The organism is Rhodoferax sp., from assembly GCF_030646845.1.
Classification (GTDB): Bacteria; Pseudomonadota; Gammaproteobacteria; order Burkholderiales; family Burkholderiaceae_C; genus Rhodoferax.
Genome location: NZ_JAUSLE010000068.1, coordinates 1 through 20,059 on the forward strand (window position 1 = coordinate 1; position 20,059 = coordinate 20,059).

Here is a 20,059-nt window from a genome sequence, read left to right on the forward strand (position 1 = left end):
ACGACGTCTATGAACAGGCGCGCCAGTTCATGGCCCACGTCATGCCCGAGCACGAACACCGCGTCAAGCGCTACCGCGACGACGCGCCGCTGTTCTCCCGCTTCCAGATCGAACACCAGATCGAATCCGCCTACGCCCGCACGGTGCAACTCCCAAGCGGCGGCGCCATCGTCATTGACCACACCGAAGCACTCGTGTCCGTGGACGTCAACTCGGCCCGCGCCATCAAGGGCGGCGACATCGAAGAAACCGCGACCCGCACCAACCTGGAAGCCGCTGACGAAGTGGCCCGCCAGATGCGCTTGCGCGACCTGGGTGGACTGATCGTCATCGACTTTATCGACATGGAAGAGTCCCGCAACCGCCGCGAAGTGGAAAACCGCTTGCGCGACGCGCTGCGCCAGGACCGCGCCCGTGTGCAGTTCGGCACCATCAGCAAATTCGGCCTGATGGAAATGAGCCGCCAGCGCCTGCGCCCCGCCCTGTCCGAAGGTGCATCGATTCCCTGCCCACGCTGCGGTGGTTCCGGACACATCCGTGACACCGAATCCAGCGCGCTGCAAATCCTGCGCATCATCCAGGAAGAGTCGCTGAAGGACAGCACGGCTTCCGTGCTGTGCCAGGTGCCTGTCGACGTCGCATCGTTCCTGCTGAATGAAAAGCGCTCCGAAGTCGCCAAGATTGAACTCAAGCAGCGCATCAATGTGCTGCTGGTGCCCAACAAGACGCTGGAGACGCCCAACTACCGCTTGGAGCGTCTGAAGCACGACGACCCACGCCTGGACAACATCGAAGCCAGCTACAAAATGGCCGATGAGATCGAAGACCCGACCAGCGTGACGCGCCGCTCGCAGGAGCCGACCAACAAGCAAACGCCCATCATCAAGGGCGTACTGCCGGATGCTCCAGCCCCCATCGCTGCTCCACGGCCTGTTGCACCAACCCCGGCACATGCACCCCATGCAGCCGCACACCGCGCTCCACCGCCCGCTGAAGTCAAGCGACCCGTCGCCGCTGAAAAGGGCTTCTTTGGCTGGATCAAGAACCTGTTTGCCGGCGAGCCCGCTGCACCCGCCAAGCCTGTAACAGCACCCGCGCCCAAGCCGGCTGAGGGCCGCGACGGCCGTGATGGCCGCAACCGGGATGGCAACCGTTCGGGCGGCAAGCCCGGCGAAGGTCGCCCAGAAGGACCTCGCGGCGAAGGCCGCGGACCACGTGGCGAAGGCCGTGGTGACGGACGTGGCAACCGTGGTGGACGGGGTGGACGTGGCGGCGGAGACCGTCAAGGTGGTTCCCAGCGCGAGCGCTTTGACGCCGAGGGCAAACCCATGCCGATGGACGCCTCCCTGCAGCCCGGTGAGGTGGCGCAAGCGGGTCAGGACGGCAATCGCCAGGAGCCGCGTCCCGACCGCGGCCCTCGCAATGACCGTGGTGACCGTGGTGATCGTGGCAACCGCCCGCCTCGTGGTGGCGAACGCACCGAACGCACCGAAGGCGCTGAACGCGGCGAGCCACGTGCACAAGGCAGTGCAGACGCAGCGCCCACAGGCGAAGGCAACGGCGAGGGTCGCAATGAAGGCCAGCCCCGTGAAGGCCGTGGCGGGCGCGGTGGACGCGGACGCAACGGACGTGGGCCACGCCAGGACGACAATACGCGCCCAACCGGCGACGCCAGCCAGCAGGCCCAGCTGGGATTCGCGGACAACGCCAACGCCCCAAGCGCTTCATCGGATGAAGCACAGCCCTCGCAAGACGGAAATGCCCCGGCGCAAGAACCCGGAATCGACAATGGCGAACCCCGTGAGAAGCGCTCACGTGACCGCTATGGCCGTGAACGCGGACCGCGTGGTGAGCGTAGCGAGCGCGAGGAGCGGCCTGATTTGCGCATCCCTGCGCAGCCTGTGGCGCCCCAAGCGAACGACTTGCAGGAGGCAAGCGTGCCCGCAGCGGTTGTTGCCGCGTCCTTGATGGATCGCGTCACTGCCGCCGCGCCACAGGTAGCTGCTGCTGTCAAAGCACCAGTCCCGACGGCGCCTGCGGAACGCATGCCCAAGGTAACGTCCTACAGCCTGCCAACCGATGCATTGATCGACGTGGCCCAAGGCTCTGGACTGCAGTGGGTAAATTCGGATGCATCCAAGGTCGAAGCCGTACAGGCGGCGATTGCTGCGGAGCCAAAGCCCATCCACGTACCCCGCGAACGTCCAGCGCCGGTGTCCATTGACACGGGACCACTGGTTCTGGTGGAAACCAAGCGTGACCTGCGCAACATGACATTGCCGTTCGAGCAGCCGCCCGCTGCCTGATCGAACCATCCAAAGCCCCACACGATGGGGCTGACAAAAAGAAGGGGCCTATCGGCCCCTTTTTCCATTGCAGGCTGGCCGTTAGAACAAATCCACCGCGCCCACTTTGATGGTATCGCCAAAGAGTCCTTTGCGCACCAGATCGTCATGGCTATAGACCTGGTTGCGTCCATTGCGCTGGGCATAGTCCACCGCCCTTTCAGCACGTTCGAGCGTCGTGCTGGGTGAGTCTTCGGCGGTAACACGGGTAAATCCCGCACACGCCGTAACGCGACCCACCTGCGGAAAATTGAATTTCTCCATATTGGCCCGAAAACGTTCAAATGCGGCCAGCACCAGCGCTTCGTCCGGGCAATGCATGAGCACGGCAAACTGCTCTCCACCCAACCGGTAAATGCGGTCATAGGTGCGAAAGGTATTGTTCATGATCCTGGCGACCAGCAGCAGTACTTCTTCTGCAATCAGATGGCCGCTCTTGTCGTTGATGACACCAAAATTGTCAACGCTGGCGGTACCCAGCCAGTAATTGGGAGGCACCCGGTGGCGACGCTCGGAAACCGGCAGCACACTGGCTTCCAGCACGGCGGTTTCGCCTTCGAGTCCATGGTCCATTTCTTCCAGCACGGCGCTGTAGAAGGTGTCATCGAGTGACTTGCGATTGAGCAGGCCCGTCAGTGCGTCCCGGTCGCTGTAGGCCAACAACCTGTACATGTTGCGAAACACATGGACCATGTCATCAATAACCTGAAGCTGCCCCAAGGCCAACGGAGAGCCGGAATGCACTTCAATGACGCCTTCATCGTCGTGGGCAGAATCCGCATACAGCGGGATGTAGCTGATGCGTGGGCCCTCTTCTCCGGCCCAGGCGTACTCAACCAGACTTCGGGTTTGCAGACACCGCAAGCGGTCTCTCTCGTCATTCAATTCACGCAGGGTTTCAAACTCCACGCGTAGCGGGTCCACCACCTTGCCGCCGCCCCGCACGTCTAGCGAAGCCACCTCCAGCCATCGCTTGATACCCTCTTCACTGACGACCCGCGCAACAACCACCCGGTCAATGCGCAACAGGTCAATCAAGGCCTTGCAAAGCGTCAATTCCAGAAGCTCCCGGTCCCGGTGATCGGTCAGCTTGATGATGTGTTCGGTGAGTGTAGCCATGGCCGCATAATAGCCCCGAATCGCACCTGCGTCACCTTTTTGCGGCCTCGCGATAGGCGTGGGTTGCGGCCTGTACATCCTGGCGTTGCTCGGCCATCTGGGCCAGCGCCAACCACGTGTCGCGGGTGAGTTCCGAGTCCTGGAGAACCGCCAAAGACTGCTTGAACAATTGCTGCGCCTTGCCCCACAGGCTCAGACGCATGCAGACGACACCAGCCAGATACTGCAACACCGCATCCCGTGGATTGCCCATCTGGGCCGATTCGATGCGGCCCAGCCAGCCACTGTCCGGTGCTCCATCCGGCGCGCCGAATCCGCGTTCGAGCACGCGGGCCAGACGAATGCGTTGGGACAATGTCAGGGCATCGCGGCCCTGCACCATTGCATCCCACACCGGCAACAGCCATTGACGCGACACGGTGACCGCGCCGCCATGTGCGAGCAGACGTTCGGCGGCCTCGAAGGCTACCTCGGGAATCTGCTGCTCCGCGCTGTCCAGTGCATCCCAGGCACGCTGGATTTGCACGGCATCGTGTGCCGCACGGATCAACTCAATCGCCAGTCCACGGGCAATGCTCTTGCCCGCTGATTCGGAGAACGCCCGGTGCTTGGTCAACAGGCGCGCCGTCTCCAGGGCATTCTGGGATTGACCCGATTGGCGTGCCGCCCGAAAGCGCAGACGCAATGCCAGGGTTCGCCGCGCCGCGCCCTGGGGCAGCTGGTCCAGCCATTGGGTTGCGGCAATGGCGTCCCGGTCGTCCAGGGCCCAGCGGGCGCCGCGCAACTGAACGCCCTCACGCGCCTCCTGGGCGTCCCGGCTGGCGGCCTCGTCCAGCGCCAATTGAAAGTGACTGTCCCGCACCGCGCGGTTTTGCAGAGCATGTGCACTTTCCGCGGCCAACAGGTGGGACAGCGTGCGCAGGCGCCCACCATAGGCCAGACGCTCGCCACTGCGTTGGACCGACTCTTCCAGGGAAATGACCAATTCAGCGGCCTTGCGCGCCCGCACAAAGCGGCCGGCCGCCAGGTGCGACAGCGATTCGAGCAGTGCCGTGTGGATGGCGCGCTCCTTTTGCAGCAGGCGCCAACGGCGCGCCTGCTGTGGAATATTCACCAATGCCGAGAGCGCGCGCATGGCCAGATGCAGCGTCAAAAAACTGCCCGCCAACAACAACAGGAAGAGATTCAGCGACAGGTCCACCCGGTGGGGGGGCAAAAACAGGCTGACCGTGCCATGGTTGTCCCCGGCAAACAAGGCGCTGGCCACCGCAACCGCGAACAGGGCCATCAGCCACAGGGCAAGCCGCATGGTCAGCGCCCCGCAGCGGCGGTCGCCAGTGCCGCCAGCGTGTCATCCACCCGGGGCAGGTCCAGGGCCTTCAGCTGTCCCCGCACCTGCAGCAACAGCGCACTGGCGGTCTGGGTCTTGCGGGACGACGCATCGAAATAGCGCCCCAGCGAAACGCTGGCGGCGCCCAGGTCCGAACGCACAGAGTCAATCTGCCGCGACAGCAGTCCCAGGCGGGCATTGAGCAGTTTGAGCTTCAGATTTTCGCGCAGAAAGAAAGACTGTTCCGGCGACAGCAAGGCTGCGTCGGGATCTTCAATCCGGCTGACACGTACCAGGCTGCGCACTTCGTCGCGCACCAGCAGTCCCAAGCGCACCCACCAGGTGGCGACCGTCTCCTCGGGCTTGCGTTTCAGGGCTTCATTGGCATGGGGCGTTGGCATGGCGTTGGCAATGGGCAACTCGTCCGCCAGCAGCACCAGTTCATCGAGCTTGACCAACAGCGCCGGCGTATCGGCCAATGCCGTCGCCTTGATGCGCGCCACATCCCGCGCGATGGCGCGTTGCAGGGGCGTGAGCCGGGGCTGGGCCGCCCGCGTGACCCGCATTTCTGCACTCTTGAGGGCAGCCAGCAGGGGCTCCAGGCTACCTGTCAGCTGGGTCTGCTGCTGCGCCAAACGCACTGCGGACTCAATATCCACCACCAGATTTTCGTCACGTGAGCGTGACAGACTTTGCATCAACTCTTCCAGCTGGCTGCGCTGCAGCGAGACTTCACTGAGTCGCGCCTCGGTCACGGCCAGCTTGGCTGCCGTCTCCATGGCCAACTCCTGGGCCTGCCGCGCGGTGGCCCGGGCCTCGGTGGCCTGCGCACCGGCGTCAGCACTCTGGCGCGCCAACTGCTCCTGGATGGATGCCAGCTTCTGCCACAGCAAGCCACTGACCACCAGGGCCAGCAGTGCAATGCCAACCACAGCCCACAGATACTGCGTGCCGCGATGGCCTTCGGATGCGTGGACCGGCGCACCGACCGGCAGCCCCTCCAGAGGCGCAGTCGCCGCTGTAACGCTAGGCTCTGTATTCATGCAATCGATTCTATCGATGCCATCAATGCCGCCAGCGTGGGGCGTGACTCGCAAACAACAGAAAAACCAGCATTGCGCGCGGCCTGCGCGATGCGGGGGTGCGTAACCACCGCCTTGGCCTGGGTCCACAGCTGGTCAGGGCAGGCCGCCATCAGGTTGCCAATCGCCTCGGAACTGCTGAACAGCCACACCGAGCCGTCCGCAGCCGCATCCCGCACCATGGCTAGCTCACTGGCGACCAGCACGGGCGGCCTGCGCTGGTACGACACCACAAACTCCACAATGCCACCGGCAGCACGCACCTGGTCCGCAAACCAGTCACGGCCATCACCGTTGCCACCGGGATCAGACGGTGCGGTGCTGCCGGCTCCGCGCACCACCAAAACCCGGTAACCCGCGTGCACCCGGTGCGATACCACGGCCCACAGGGTCTCCGAGTCAAACTGGCCGGCGTCACGGTCCGGCATATCAATCAAGCCGACATCCACCTGGGCCCGTTTCAAGGCCGAAAGACTACCCGGTCCGGTCACGAATGCTCTCGGTTTGATAGCGCCTTCTGCAGCAAATTCGAGGGCTGGCGATGGTTTGAGTGCAAAGAAGTGGTCCACCGCGTTGCCGCTGACAAACATCACCGCGTCAAACGTGTGCAAGCGCTCCCAGGCAGCCGCCACGGCGGCCGGATCTGGTGGTGGCAGCACACCGATCAGTGGCAAGGCGACCGCATCAAAGCCACCCTCGGAGAACGCGTCCACCCACTGCCGCGCCTCATTCGTGGGGCGGGTGACGATGACACGCATGGCCTCAGCTCCCCTGCCCCGCCTGCAGCCGCACACTCGCCTGCAACGCTCGGGCCACCTGCTCACCCAATTGGGTGGCCGCAGCACCGTCCTTGGCGATGGCACTGGCCTGGGCATGCACCAGCGGCAACACGCCTTCGGGATCGCCCCAGGTAGCGCGAATGCTCAGCTCATCGCCCTGCAGCGTGGCGTAGGCGGCCAAGGGCATGGAGCAGCTGCCCCCCATGACCCGGCTGACGGCGCGCTCGGCCGAGACAGCCAGCCAGGTGGGCATGTGAAGCAGAAATTGCAGGGCCTCGGCCACGTCGCCGCGGTCCGTGCGCACCTCGATGCCCAGAGCGCCCTGTCCGGCGGCGGGCAGCATCTGCTCGGGCGCAAAGACGGCCCGGATGCGTTCGCCCAGGCCCAGACGCTTCAGGCCTGCGGCGGCCAGCACGATACCGTCGTACAAACCATCGTCGAGCTTCTTCAACCGGGTATCCAGATTGCCGCGCAGGGCCTCGATTTTCAGATCGGGGCGCAGGGCACGCAACAAGGCCATGCGCCGCAAACTGGAAGTGCCCACTACCGCACCCTGCGGCAAATCGTTTAGCGATGCATAGCGGCCCGACACCCAGGCATCGCGCGGGTCTTCGCGCTGCATGACGCAGGCCAGGCTGAAACCATCCGGCAACTCCATGGGCACGTCCTTGAGCGAATGCACGGCCAGATCGGCGTGCCCGTCCTCCAGAGCCACTTCCAGTTCCTTGACAAACAGCCCCTTGCCACCGACCTTGGAGAGCGAGCGGTCCAGGATCTGGTCGCCCTTGGTCGTCATGCCCAGCAGGGTGACGGTGTGGCCCTGTTCCTGGAGCAGCGCCTTGACGTGTTCCGCCTGCCACAGGGCAAGCCGGCTTTCGCGCGTGGCGATGGTGAATGTGTGTGCAGCCATGGCGTTTTGTCGTAACCTATTTGTAATCTATAGCGAGTGGTCAATGCTAGCATGGGCCCCATGAAGAACCTATCCGCCCCAGCCCCTGCCAAGCGCGCAAAAGACAACGAACGACCGCTGGTCGAGGACATCCGGCTCCTGGGCCGTTTGCTGGGCGACGAGATCCGGGAACAGGAAGGCCAGCCGGCGTTTGAGTTGATCGAAAAAATCCGCACGCTGTCGGTCGCATTTCGCCGGGACGCCGACCATGAAGCCGACAAGGCCCTGAAAAAGTTGCTCAAGGGCCTGAGCGGCGACCAGACTGTCAGCGTGATCCGAGCCTTCACCTATTTTTCGCACCTGGCCAACCTGGCCGAAGACCGCCACCACATCCGCCGCCGCGCCATCCACGAGCGCGCCGGAGACACCCAGGAGGGCAGCCTGGATGTGGCCCTGTCGCGGCTGCGCTGGGCCGGCATTGCGCCCAAGACCATCTCCAACACGCTGGCGCAAAGCTTTGTGTCGCCGGTGCTCACCGCCCACCCCACCGAGGTGCAGCGCAAAAGCATTCTGGATGCGGAGCGCGGCATTGCCCGCCTACTGACCGAACGCGACGAGATCAAGATGCGCGGCGCCTTTTTTGACAACAAGAAGGATGCGCTGACCGCGCGGGAACTGGCGTCCAATGAATCCCAGATGCGCGCGCGCGTCATGCAGCTGTGGCAAACCCGGCTGCTGCGCTTCAACAAGCTCACCGTGGCTGACGAGATCGAGAACGCGCTGAGCTATTACGAGTCCACCTTCCTGCGCGAAATCCCCAAGCTCTATGCCAACCTCGAGCAACTGCTGGGGCATCAACCGGTGCACAACTTTCTGCGCATGGGCCAGTGGATTGGCGGCGACCGCGATGGCAACCCGAACGTCAGCGCCCAGACGCTCGAATACGCGCTGCGCCGGCAGGCCGAAGTGGCGCTGCGCCACTACCTGACCGAAGTGCACTACCTGGGTGGAGAGCTGTCCGTGTCGGCCATGCTGACCGACTGCACGCCCGACATGCAGGCCCTGGCCGAAAGCTCGCCCGACCGCAATGTGCACCGCATGGATGAGCCCTACCGCCGGGCGCTGACTGGCGTGTATGCCCGCCTGGCGGCAACCCTGCAGACGCTGACCGGCACCGAGGCCGCGCGCCATGCCGTGGCGCCGCAAAACGCCTACCACTTGTCCCAGGAATTTGCAGCCGAGCTACGCACCATTGAGGCCTCACTGAAGGCCAACCACGGTGGGGCTTTGGTGGCCCAGCGACTGCAACCCTTGATCCGCGCAGTGGACGTATTTGGCTTCCATCTGGCCACGGTCGACTTGCGCCAAAGCTCGGACAAGCATGAAGCGGTGGTGGCGGAGCTGCTGGCCGTGGCGCGTATCGAGCCAGCCTATGACCAGCTGGATGAAATGGCCAAACGCAGCCTGCTGGTGAAGCTCCTCAACGACGCCCGCCCCTTGCGTGTGGTGAGTGCGGCCTATTCGGCCCACACCCAGAGTGAGCTCGCCATATTTGAGAGCGCCAAAGACTTGCGCCGGCAATTTGGTGCGCAGGCCATCCGCCACTACATCATCAGCCACACCGAAACCGTCAGCGATCTGCTTGAAGTGCTGCTGCTGCAAAAGGAAGTGGGCTTGATGCGGGGCACGCTGGATGCCAATGCCGTCTGCGACCTGATCGTGGTGCCCTTGTTCGAGACCATCGAGGACCTGCGCAATGCGGCGCCCATCATGCGCGAGTTTTACGCCCTGCCCGGCGTGCGCGAGCTGGTGACACGCAGCGGGGCCGAGCAGGACATCATGCTGGGCTACTCGGACAGCAACAAGGACGGCGGCATCTTCACCAGCAACTGGGAGCTGTACCGCGCCGAGATTGCGCTGGTGGAACTGTTTGACCTGCTGGCCCAGGACACCCGTGGCGCGCGCGCCATCCAGCTCAGGATGTTCCACGGTCGGGGCGGCACTGTGGGCCGCGGCGGCGGTCCCAGCTACCAGGCCATCCTGGCGCAACCCCCCGGTACCGTGCGCGGACAGATTCGCCTCACCGAACAGGGTGAGGTCATCGGCTCCAAATACGCCAACCCCGAGATCGGCCGGCGCAATCTGGAAACGCTGGTCGCCGCCACACTGGAAGCGACGCTGCTGCAGCCGACCAAGTCGGCGACCAAGCCCTTCTTGATGGCCGCCGCCGAGCTGTCCGAAAGCAGCATGGCGGCCTACCGCAAGCTGGTGTACGAGACCCCCGGCTTCACCGAGTATTTCTTTGACTCCACTCCCATCCGCGAAATTGCCGAACTCAACATCGGCTCACGCCCGGCCTCGCGCAAGGCATCGCAAAAAATTGAGGACCTGCGCGCCATTCCCTGGGGCTTCAGCTGGGGCCAGTGCCGTTTGACGCTGCCCGGCTGGTACGGCTTTGGGTCGGCGGTGGAACTGTTCATGAGCCAGGACGGCGCGCACACGCACAAGGAGCGGCTGGCACTGCTGCAACAGATGTACAAGCAGTGGCCTTTCTTCAAGACGCTGCTCTCCAACATGGACATGGTGATGGCCAAAAGCGATCTGGCGCTGGCTTCGCGCTATGCCGAACTGGTGGTCGATGCACGCCTGCGCAAGAAGATATTCACTGCCATCGAGGCCGAATGGCACCGCACCGCCAGCGCCCTGGGCATGATCACCGGCGACAAACAGCGACTGGCCAACAATGCGGCGCTGCAACGCTCCATCCGCCACCGCTTCCCCTACATTGACCCCCTGCATCATCTGCAGGTGGAGCTGGTGCGCCGCTACCGGGCCGGCCAGACCGACGAACGTGTGCAGCGCGGCATTCACATCTCGATCAACGGCATTGCGGCGGGACTGCGGAACACAGGCTAAGTGCCTTATTGGCCTGCAGCCCTCGTGGGATAAGCGCAATCAGCTATTACATTGATAGCGACCGGCCTATCCCGCCACCACTTCCCGCACCGCGGCCAGTTGCCGGCGCGAGACAAAAAGCAATTCACTGATGCCGTCAAGCCGCACGGCCCAGCCCTCCCCTTCTTGCGGATCGTTGTACTTTTCCAGCGCCCGCACCGCGCGCCGGGCAATCAGGGCATTGCGGTGAATGCGCATGAACCGGGTCTGGTACTTTTCCTCGAGCTCACTCAGGGATCCCTCCAGGATGTAGCTCTTGGCAAGGGTGCGCACCGTGATGTACTTGAGCTCGGCCTTGAGGTACAGCACCTGCGCCAGCGGCACCCGCTCGGTCCGCCCGCGCTCCTGAATGATCAACACCTCTTCAGGCAAATCAGGCTCCAGCCCTCTGCCAGACTGCATCAGGCGCTCCACTTTTTGTAGCGTCGCCTGCAGGCGCTCCAGGCGTACCGGCTTGGTCAGATAGTCCACCGCTTCCAGCTCGAAGGCATGCACCGCGTGTTCGGCGTAGGCCGTTACAAACACCACCGCGGGCGGATTCGGCAATGCGCGCAGGCTGCGGGCCAGCGTCAAACCATCCGCCCCGGGCATATGGATGTCGATCAACGCCACGTCCACCGGGTTTCGCTGCAGCCACTCCACGGCCTGCGTCGCGTTGGCCGCCTCGGCCTCGACACTGGCAGACGGCGCAGTGCAGTCACCCAGCAGCGTGCGCAGGCGCGCGCGCGCCAGCGCCTCATCGTCCACGATCAGCACCTTCAGACGCACGGGACACCTCCCTTGAACATGGCTCGGGTACTCATGCGGGCACCTGGATCCTGACTTGAAAGACCCCATCCTTGAGGGCGCTCTGGAACTGGCCCTGCACATCGTGCAGCAGACTCAGGCGGTCGCGCACGTTGTCCAGAGCCAGCCCGGCGCCCCGCTCGCCCTGACCGGCCGGCACGGTGTTGGTGACCTTGATGACGACCGTGGAGCCACGGCGTTGCGTTGATATCCTGACGTGCGCGCCGGTGGCGCTGGGTTCGACGCCGTGCTGCACCGCGTTTTCCACCAGCGGCTGCAACAACAAAGGCGGCAATTTGGCTGCAGAGGCGTCGGCGTCCAGCGCCCACTCCACCTGCAGCCGATCGCCAAAGCGAACCTGTTCGATGGCCAGATAGCGCTGGGCCAGGGCAATTTCATCAGCCAGCGTGACGAACTCGCCCTGCTCCATCAGTGCATGGCGGAACAAATCACTCAAATCTTCCAGCAACGCCTCGGCCTTCGCCGGTTCGGCGCGCACCAGCGCAATGGCACTGTTGAGCGTATTGAACAAAAAATGGGGGCGGATGCGCGCCTGCAGCTCGCTCAAGCGCGCCGTCGTGGCGGCGGGCGTCTGCCCCCGGGCCCGCAATACGAGCGCGGCCACCAGCACCGCTGACAGCATGGCGCCACTGAAGGCCCCTGCCAGCCAGGGCACCGGGTCCAGCAGGCCCACCAGCGACAGCATCCCGCAACCATAGACACCCGAGACGGCACCCAGGGCCACACCGGCCACCTGCTGGGCCGTGTCGCTCAGGCGCGCCAGCACCTTCTTGAGACTGCACGCCGCGATCAGCCACACCAGCGTCGCCGGCAAGGCGCCCCAGGTCAGCAGGGACAAGCGGGTCAGCCAGTCAAAGAAAGTGGACGCGCCAAACATGGCACCAATACCCACCACAGCCTCGACAAACAGCACAGCCCGCAACACCATACCCACATGGCAGGCATCAAACACCAGCCGCCGCGCCGGACCCGGCGCAGCGGGCGCAGGAGCCAGTTCCTGGAAGGCCGATAAAATTTGGGAGTCTTTCATTGAGAATTGAGGCGTATGCTGGATTTCCAGGCCCGATTATTGATGATCCGTTGCTGCAACCCTAACCACCCACCCCCGGCGCGGCAAGCGTGCCGGCGCCCACCTCGGTATTAGCCATGTCAAAAAACCAATTCGATAAAAAATCAGAAGCCTGGTCCGCCCTATTCTCCGAGCCCATGAGCGATCTGGTCAAGCGCTACACGTCGAGCGTGTTTTTTGACAAGCGACTGTGGCAGGCTGACATCGCCGGTTCTCTGGCCCACGCCGACATGTTGGCGGCGCAGAAGATCATCAGCGCAGAGGATCACAGCGCGATTCAACGCGGTATGGCCACGATTTCAGCAGAAATCGAGTCGGGCCAGTTTGAATGGAAGCTCGACCTCGAAGACGTGCACCTCAACATCGAAGCCCGGTTGACACAGCTGGTCGGTGATGCGGGCAAGCGCCTGCATACCGGGCGCAGCCGCAACGACCAGGTCGCCACCGACGTGCGACTGTGGCTGCGTGGCGAAATTGACCTGATTGGCGGCCTGCTCACCGACCTGCAAAAGGCGCTGGTCGAAGTGGCCGAGAAAAATGTCGAAGTCATTCTGCCCGGCTTCACCCACCTGCAGGTGGCGCAGCCGATCAGCTTCGGCCACCATATGCTGGCCTACGTGGAAATGTTCAGCCGCGACGCCGAGCGCATGAGCGACGTGCGCCGCCGGACCAACCGCCTGCCGCTGGGCGCCGCCGCGCTGGCCGGCACCAGCTACCCGCTGGACCGCGAACGCGTGGCCAAAACGCTGGGCATGGTCGATGACAAAGGTCACCCCTGCGTCTGCCAGAACAGCCTGGACGCGGTCAGCGACCGTGACTTCGCCATCGAATTCACCGCCGCCGCGTCCTTGTGCATGGTGCACATCAGCCGCTTCAGCGAAGAGCTGATTCTGTGGATGAGCCAGAACTTCGGCTTTGTGCAGATTGCCGACCGCTTCACCACCGGCAGTTCCATCATGCCGCAGAAGAAGAACCCCGATGTGCCCGAATTGGCGCGCGGCAAGACCGGGCGCGTGGTCGGCCACCTGATGGGCCTGATCACCCTGATGAAGGGCCAGCCGCTGGCCTACAACAAGGACAACCAGGAAGACAAGGAGCCCTTGTTTGACACCGTGGACACCCTGAAAGACACGCTGCGCATCTTCTGTGAGATGGTGGGCGGCCAGCTCAACCCCGCTACCAATCAGAAGGAAGGTGGCATCACCGTCAAGCCCGAAGCGATGGAACGCGCCGCGCTGCGCGGCTACGCCACCGCCACTGATCTGGCTGACTACCTGGTGAAGAAAGGACTGCCGTTCCGCGATGCGCACGAGACGGTGGCCCACGCCGTGAAAGCCGCCATCTCGCACCAGGTTGATTTGTCGGAATTGCCGCTGGCGGTGTTGCAGCAGTTCAACCCGAACATCGAGAAAGATGTGTACGCGGTGTTGTCCCTGCGCGGCTCACTCAATGCCCGCGACATCCTCGGTGGCACGGCGCCAAAACAGGTGCAGGCGCAGATTGAAAGGCATCGCGCGCGGCTGGTGTAAGGGGCTCGGTGCCGGCCGCCTTCCCGCCAACGCCATAGGTTCAGAGCGACGATGTGGGGGTGCCGCCCGCAAAGGCATATCCGGACTTGCTCCGTTTCGCCTGGTACATCGCCGTATCGGCGCTTTTGGTCAAAGCTTCTGCCGTGGTGCCATCTCTGGGAAATATCGAGATACCAATGCTTGGCTTGATGATGAGTTCACCTATGCTGACCTGACACGGCACTTGAATCGTTTTGATGATCTTCTCCGCAATGATCGTGGCGTCCTGCTCGTTTGTCATGTCCGTGAGCAGATACAGGAATTCATCGCCGCCATGGCGGCTGACCGTGTCGTCGCCCCGTGTATTTTCCTTGAGTCGGTCTGCAACGATACGCAAGACAGCGTCGCCTACGTCGTGTCCATATGAATCATTGATGGTCTTGAAGTTGTCGAGGTCCATGAACATCACCGCCAAAGTCCAGCCATGCCGTGTGGCTTGCACCAATCCATGTTCCAGCCGATCATTGAACAGTACACGAGTCGGCAAGCCGGTCAACGAATCATGGAGGGCGATATGCAGAGCCTCTTCTTGCTGCTCCCGATTCGTGGCCAGTTCATGTTCGAGCAGATGGCGTTCGCTGACTTCATCTTCCAGTGCCTGATTCACGACTGACAACTTGTCCGCCGCTTCCTGCACTTTGATTTCGACAGCCTCGCTCTTGTCAAGGGCATTTTCCATCTCTGGCGGTCGATCCTGATTCGCAAACTCTTCGTTGAGGACACGATTGACCGACCCCAGTTCATCGGCCGATTCCTCAAGCATGTCCTTGACCTGCTCGTTGTCCTTGAGAACCTGGTTCAGGGGCTTTGCTGCCTTGGTGCCAGCGACCAATTTGGCTTTCGGATCGTTGTTCATGGATGCCACGAACGCTTGAGCATGCGATAGCCCAGCAGCAAGATGATTGATCCGACCAGTGCCCCCAGGAAACCTGCGGTTTCACCGGTCGCGTACCAGCCCAGCGCACGACCCAGAAAAGTGGCAATCAGCGACCCGACAATACCGATGATGGCGGTCACAAAAAAGCCGCTCGGATCCCTGCCAGGGGTCAGGAATTTGGCGATGATGCCGACAAAAAAACCAATGAGAATCGCCCAGATAAGTGACATGCTTTGTCTCCCGAGATAAGGGTACGGACGCGTAGCGACGAGGGAAATCCGGCGACTAGGCGAGCGGGGGAATGCGCAACATCTGGCCCGGATAAATCCGATCCGGATCTTTCAACATCGGCTTGTTCGCCTCGAAGATCACACTGTATTTACTGGCATCACCGTACATCTCCTTCGAGATTCTCGACAGTGTGTCGCCACTTTTGACTGTGTAGAAACGCGCTTCTTCTGAAGCGGCACTGACGGTCAATTGATCATTCACTTTTTCAACGGAACTCACGTTGCCGCAGCACAGGACGACCTTCTCGCGCGTAGCCTGATCGGCTGCCGTCCCGGAGACAGTGACTGCCATTGATGCGCCGTCATAGGAAACTGCCAGATTTTGCACATCCAGGTTCTGGGTCTGGATATAGGCCCGAATCGCATCGGCTGCCTTTTGGTTGAGCGCGGCAAGCTCGGCAGGCGCTGCCGCGGCGATCGCATCCGGCTTGCCCAGGTTGAAAAGTTTTTCGCCTGCTTCTTTGATGAAGGAAATGAGACTCATATTTCAGCACTCCAGTTTGAATGAGATGATTTCTATGCCGGTTGTCGGCCTTCTTTGTGCCGCTTGCGCTTGCAGCCCAATCAGGCTATTGGCTAACAGAATGCAGGCGCAACAGATCAAAAATTCAGTCTATATTCAAGATGCAGGCAGGGTCTGTTCGATAACGCACATTGCCTGATGAATCAGGGAAATGTCGCCAGGCCGGGAAAGAAGAAATGAGCGACGCCGCCAAGCCAGCAGCTTCGGGTCAAACGGCAGGCTTGTGGGCGACGATCGTTGAAAACCGCTTGAGGGTGGCCTGGGGTGCGTCGAAATCACTGAATTCCGAATGCTCAATGCGCCATCCTTTGAATCGGTCCAGCATCTCGGATGGTGCGAAGAGGCAATGACTGGAAGGCTCAAACATGTCCATGTAGGTCGTCCCTTCGACGAGCACATTGATGACGGCCACACCCCCGGGACGAACGTGCGATTGCAACTGCGACAGCACCTTGAACGCGGTGGCGCAGTCGAAAAACATCAACAGGCCGATACAGACGATGCTGTCGTAGTCACCCGATATCGCATAGTCGCGCAAATCGGCAACGGATGCCGAAACGCCGGCGCCTTCAGCCGCAGCGCGCAGCCGGACATGTTCGATTGCGGCAGGGCTGGCATCCAGGGCCGTAACCTTGCACCCTGCCTGTGCGGCGGCAATTGCCAGGTTTCCCAAACCACAGCCAAAATCAAGCACGTCGCCGCGCAGGTAAGGAATCGCCACTGACTCAAAGGGATTGAGCTTCACCGCGGCGTCCTTCAACTCACGCCGAAATTGCGCGTCGAAGAAGTCGATGCTTTTGTTCGCAGTCATAAGCGGGAAAGTCTACATCCCCGAAAACTCCAGATTTTGAGGAGCAAACAGGTCACGCAGGGCGGTTATCCGTCAATTCGCTTGCCGGACTTGCGGCGTGATGCTGCAATGCCAAAAAGGCCAAGACCAAGAAGCGCGATGGTCGCCGGTTCCGGCACGGGCGTGAAGACCGCGAAGTCCTGGTAGCGCCCACTGTGAAGAACCGAGATGGCGTATTTGTTCGGAGTATCTGCACCGGGAAGACCGCTCAACCAGGTATTCGCCAACGCGATGGAATCATCCGATGCGCCCCACGCGGTAAAGTTGCCGCTTGAAAGGCCAAAGGTCGAGCTCGTCTCATTCACAATTTCCCAAGCTGCCAACTGGAATGCTGACGACGTCCTGCTGTCGACCACCAATCCCAACGATTCGGTCGCCAGCCTCAGCAGTGAGTTGGCCTTGTCGCTGCCCGGATACACCGTGGCGGATTCCCGGACGTAATCCTGGCTCGACCAGTTGAAGTAAGCATGCTGAAAGATGTCGATGCACCATGCTTCGAAGGGCATGGCCGTGTCGCTCGCAGTTGCCGCGATCGCGCCTGAATAGACCCATAAATTCGTTACCAGGGGAGTCTGGTTGGCGATATGAACCGTCGTGGGATTCGCAAACTGCATGTGGCCTGTCGTGAGCGTGACGGGCGTGGCAGTCGCGAGGTGTGGAAGCAGGGCCCCTAGTGAGATGCACGCCAGCAGTGCGTTTTTGACAAATTTCATGACGATGCGCCCATTCCCTGTTTGTTGATGCCTGATACTAAAAAGATCAGTTCAAGACACAGAGGAACTACTTCACACCCGGCGATGTTTTGTCACAAATTGTTTCAAATGCAGAATACCGTGAAGAATCTCACGGTCGCCCTCACTACTGCTTCATCAAGTCCTCAATGGCATCAATGACCATGCTGGTGCCGATTGCGATCAGCAAGATGTCATTGGCCACACGTACATAGCGGTGTCCTGCCGGCGGCGCGCCAAGTTGCACCACCACGGCTCGCGGAACCGGGTAATAGGTAAGGTCAGCCGGCAAAGGCTGGCCAACGGCCCACTTCTTCGCCTGCCCTGGCGGCATACAACCGTTGTTCTTCTTGGCCAGCCCCGGCGGGCAGCGCTTGGCAGAGTACTTCCGGGCGTAGTAGTCCTTTGCCGCCACGCGTTGTTGATCGCCAAAGTAGGCCCCGACCTTGATCTCAGGCGCTTTTTTGGCGTCTTTGGCCTTTGGCTTTTTTTCCTTTTGCTCGTGCTTGTTGCCATTGCCCGCCCACTCCGGCTTCTCGGCAAACGCTGCCCCACAGCTCAGGGCGCAGGCCATGGACAAGGCAAGCACACGGCCGGATCGAAGGAAGTTTGATTGCATGTGGTTCTCCAGAAGAAGCGAACGTCGCTCAGTGATTCATTCTAGGACCCCCGTGGGGAGCAGGTCTGTCGGACCCGCGCTCAAACCGGATTGATCGGAATGTAGATCTCTCCGCCCGCCAGTCTGAATTCCTCAGACTTGGCGTCCATGCCGGCACTCAGCGCCTGCTCGTCGCTCACGCCCCGGGTCTTGGCATACTCGCGCACCTCCTGCGAAATCTTCATCGAGCAGAACTTGGGCCCGCACATGGAGCAGAAATGCGCCACCTTGGATGAGTCCTTGGGCAAGGTCTCGTCGTGGAAGTTGCGCGCCGTGTCGGGGTCGAGCGACAGGTTGAACTGGTCCATCCAGCGGAACTCGAAGCGCGCTTTCGACAGCGCGTCATCGCGCGCCCGCACGCCGGGATGACCCTTGGCCACATCGGCCACGTGGGCCGCAATCTTGTAGGTGATGATGCCCACTTTCACGTCGTCGCGGTCCGGCAGACCCAGATGCTCCTTGGGCGTCACGTAGCACAGCATGGCAGTGCCGAACCAGCCGATCATGGCGGCACCGATGCCGCTGGTGATGTGGTCGTAGCCGGGGGCAATGTCGGTCGTCAGGGGGCCAAGGGTGTAAAACGGCGCCTCGTGACAAGCTTTTAGCTGCTCGGTCATGTTGGCCTGCACCATGTGCATGGGCACGTGCCCGGGGCCTTCAATCATCACCTGCACGTCCTGCTGCCAGGCCTGCTGCGTCAGTTCACCCAGCGTGCGCAACTCGGCAAACTGGGCTTCGTCGTTGGCGTCGGCGCCGGAGCCGGGGCGCAGGCCGTCGCCCAGCGAGTAGCTCACGTCATACGCCTTCAGGATTTCCGTCATTTCATCAAAGTGGGTGTAGATGAAATTCTCCTGGTGGTGGGCGATGCACCACTTGGCCATGATGGAGCCACCACGCGACACAATGCCGGTCATGCGCTGTGCCGTGAGGTGGATGAAGGCCAGCCGCACCCCGGCGTGCACCGTGAAGTAATCCACACCCTGCTCCGCCTGCTCGATCAGGGTGTCGCGGAAAATCTCCCAGGTCAGGTCTTCGGCCACGCCACCGACTTTTTCCAGCGCCTGGTAAATCGGCACGGTGCCGATGGGCACCGGCGAGTTGCGCAAAATCCAGTCGCGCGTGGTGTGGATGTTGCGACCGGTGGACAGGTCCATCACGGTGTCGGTGCCCCAGCGCATCGACCACACCAGTTTTTCCACCTCTTCTTCAATGCTGGACGTGACGGCCGAGTTGCCGATGTTGGCGTTGATCTTGACCAGGAAGTTGCGCCCAATCGCCATCGGCTCCACTTCAGGGTGGTTGATGTTGGCGGGAATGATGGCGCGGCCACGGGCGACCTCGTCGCGCACGAATTCGGGCGTCATGATTTTCGGGATGCTGGCACCAAAGCTGTTGCCGGCCAGCCGCGCCTCGCGCTCGGGATTGGCCAAGTACTGTTCCATCCATTCGAGCTTCTGGTTCTCGCGGATTGCCACGTACTCCATCTCGGAGGTGATGATGCCTTTGCGGGCATAGTGCATTTGCGACACGTTGGCACCCGCCCTGGCGCGGCGCGGCGTGCGCTGCAGACCGGCAGCCTGCGCACGCAGGGCAGCCAGCGCATCGGTCTCGCCATTTTTCAGGCCATCGTCCAATGCGTAGGGCGCACGGCCCGTATACAGCTCGGTGTCACCACGCGCCTCGATCCAGGGACTGCGCACCGACTTCAAACCCTGGCGCACGTCGATCGTGGCGCGTGGGTCGGTGTAGGGGCCGGAGGTGTCGTACACCACAACGGCCTCGCCATTGCTCTGCATGATTTCGCGCATCGGCACCTGAATGTCGACCTGCGAACCGGGCACGTAGATTTTGCGGGAAGCCGGCAATGGCTCGCGCGTGAGGCTCATCAATTTGCTGAATTTGTCGGGTGCGTTCATCGCCGTGTCTCCTGAAGATGTGAAAAACAGCTCCGGAGAACAGTCAATCAAACACGCGAACTGGAAGGACGGCACGAAACCCGAAATGACCCGTCAAGGGTCAATGGGACTGAACGTCTGGCTCTTCTTCCGCCGGTATGAACCGGATCAAGTTCGCGGGTTTGGTCATCCATCTCAGCGCCATCACAGCGCACCCCGGGCAGGGCGAAGTTTACGCGACGCGGCAGCGACCCCTCGATGCCTGGCTGGTCAGCCCCTGAATTCGGCTACG

17 protein-coding genes and 1 riboswitch are annotated in these 20,059 nt (G+C 62.0%); of the genes, 3 read left to right on the plus strand and 14 right to left on the minus strand.

Features of this window, described 5'->3' with window-relative positions; genetic code table 11:
- Nucleotides 1-2,306 (plus strand): ribonuclease E/G (locus Q7T10_RS16795; protein WP_304750459.1); only part of this gene is annotated, 2,306 nt, incomplete at its 5' end.
- An 81-nt stretch (nucleotides 2,307-2,387) separates the two neighbouring features.
- Here Q7T10_RS16795 and Q7T10_RS16800 read toward each other — a convergent pair.
- From Q7T10_RS16800 to hemC, 5 genes are read right to left on the minus strand one after another with little or no spacing between them, the layout of a single operon-like run.
- A complete protein-coding gene (locus tag Q7T10_RS16800) occupies nucleotides 2,388-3,464 on the minus strand; it encodes a GGDEF domain-containing protein (RefSeq protein WP_304750461.1) in 1,077 nt (358 codons plus the stop codon).
- A 31-nt stretch (nucleotides 3,465-3,495) separates the two neighbouring features.
- A complete protein-coding gene (locus Q7T10_RS16805) occupies nucleotides 3,496-4,773 on the minus strand; it encodes a heme biosynthesis protein HemY (RefSeq protein WP_304750463.1) in 1,278 nt (425 codons plus the stop codon).
- A 2-nt stretch (nucleotides 4,774-4,775) separates the two neighbouring features.
- A complete protein-coding gene (locus Q7T10_RS16810) occupies nucleotides 4,776-5,837 on the minus strand; it encodes a uroporphyrinogen-III C-methyltransferase (RefSeq protein ID WP_304750465.1) in 1,062 nt (353 codons plus the stop codon).
- Nucleotides 5,834-6,634, minus strand: coding sequence for a uroporphyrinogen-III synthase (locus tag Q7T10_RS16815; protein WP_304750466.1), 801 nt, complete (start codon nucleotides 6,632-6,634; stop codon nucleotides 5,834-5,836). The genes Q7T10_RS16810 and Q7T10_RS16815 overlap by 4 nt, the downstream gene beginning before the upstream one ends.
- A gap of 4 nt (nucleotides 6,635-6,638) precedes the next feature.
- On the minus strand, nucleotides 6,639-7,565 hold the full coding sequence (gene hemC, locus Q7T10_RS16820) for a hydroxymethylbilane synthase (RefSeq protein WP_304750467.1): 927 nt from the start codon (nucleotides 7,563-7,565) through the stop codon (nucleotides 6,639-6,641).
- Nucleotides 7,566-7,625: 60 nt separating this feature from the next.
- Between hemC and ppc the strand changes: the two genes are divergently transcribed.
- Entirely contained in the window at nucleotides 7,626-10,460 is a 2,835-nt protein-coding gene (gene ppc / locus Q7T10_RS16825; protein ID WP_304750469.1) for a phosphoenolpyruvate carboxylase, read from the plus strand.
- 66 nt (nucleotides 10,461-10,526) lie between these two features.
- Here ppc and Q7T10_RS16830 read toward each other — a convergent pair whose 3' ends face one another.
- Together Q7T10_RS16830 and Q7T10_RS16835 are read right to left on the minus strand one after the other, a co-directional pair.
- A complete protein-coding gene (locus Q7T10_RS16830) occupies nucleotides 10,527-11,267 on the minus strand; it encodes a LytTR family DNA-binding domain-containing protein (RefSeq protein WP_304750471.1) in 741 nt (246 codons plus the stop codon).
- Between the two features lie 31 nt (nucleotides 11,268-11,298).
- Entirely contained in the window at nucleotides 11,299-12,336 is a 1,038-nt protein-coding gene (locus Q7T10_RS16835; RefSeq protein ID WP_304750473.1) for a sensor histidine kinase, read from the minus strand.
- A gap of 116 nt (nucleotides 12,337-12,452) precedes the next feature.
- Between Q7T10_RS16835 and argH the strand changes: the two genes are divergently transcribed.
- Complete coding sequence (gene argH, locus Q7T10_RS16840; RefSeq protein WP_304750475.1) at nucleotides 12,453-13,904, plus strand: argininosuccinate lyase; 1,452 nt, start codon at nucleotides 12,453-12,455, stop codon at nucleotides 13,902-13,904.
- A gap of 40 nt (nucleotides 13,905-13,944) precedes the next feature.
- Here argH and Q7T10_RS16845 read toward each other — a convergent pair whose 3' ends face one another.
- The 7 genes from Q7T10_RS16845 to thiC all read right to left on the minus strand — a co-directional run bounded on the left by Q7T10_RS16845 (nucleotide 13,945) and on the right by thiC (nucleotide 19,788).
- The gene (locus tag Q7T10_RS16845; RefSeq protein WP_304750477.1) at nucleotides 13,945-14,706 is read right to left on the minus strand and encodes a GGDEF domain-containing protein; all 762 of its coding nucleotides are present in this window, start codon (nucleotides 14,704-14,706) and stop codon (nucleotides 13,945-13,947) included.
- A gap of 89 nt (nucleotides 14,707-14,795) precedes the next feature.
- Nucleotides 14,796-15,050, minus strand: coding sequence for a GlsB/YeaQ/YmgE family stress response membrane protein (locus tag Q7T10_RS16850; protein WP_304750478.1), 255 nt, complete (start codon nucleotides 15,048-15,050; stop codon nucleotides 14,796-14,798).
- A gap of 55 nt (nucleotides 15,051-15,105) precedes the next feature.
- A complete protein-coding gene (gene lysM, locus Q7T10_RS16855; protein ID WP_304750480.1) occupies nucleotides 15,106-15,594 on the minus strand; it encodes a peptidoglycan-binding protein LysM in 489 nt (162 codons plus the stop codon).
- 247 nt (nucleotides 15,595-15,841) lie between these two features.
- Nucleotides 15,842-16,444: a cyclopropane-fatty-acyl-phospholipid synthase family protein gene (locus Q7T10_RS16860; RefSeq protein WP_304750482.1), complete on the minus strand. Its 603-nt coding sequence runs from the start codon at nucleotides 16,442-16,444 to the stop codon at nucleotides 15,842-15,844.
- A gap of 65 nt (nucleotides 16,445-16,509) precedes the next feature.
- The gene (locus Q7T10_RS16865; RefSeq protein ID WP_304750484.1) at nucleotides 16,510-17,196 is read right to left on the minus strand and encodes a PEP-CTERM sorting domain-containing protein; all 687 of its coding nucleotides are present in this window, start codon (nucleotides 17,194-17,196) and stop codon (nucleotides 16,510-16,512) included.
- 145 nt (nucleotides 17,197-17,341) lie between these two features.
- Nucleotides 17,342-17,833 carry an RcnB family protein gene (locus Q7T10_RS16870; RefSeq protein WP_304750485.1) on the minus strand — a complete coding sequence of 164 codons (492 nt, stop codon included), beginning with the start codon at nucleotides 17,831-17,833 and terminating at the stop codon, nucleotides 17,342-17,344.
- An 80-nt stretch (nucleotides 17,834-17,913) separates the two neighbouring features.
- Entirely contained in the window at nucleotides 17,914-19,788 is a 1,875-nt protein-coding gene (gene thiC, locus Q7T10_RS16875; RefSeq protein ID WP_304750487.1) for a phosphomethylpyrimidine synthase ThiC, read from the minus strand.
- Nucleotides 19,789-19,893: 105 nt separating this feature from the next.
- Nucleotides 19,894-19,996: riboswitch (TPP riboswitch) on the minus strand.
- Between the last annotated feature and the right edge of the window lie 63 nt (nucleotides 19,997-20,059).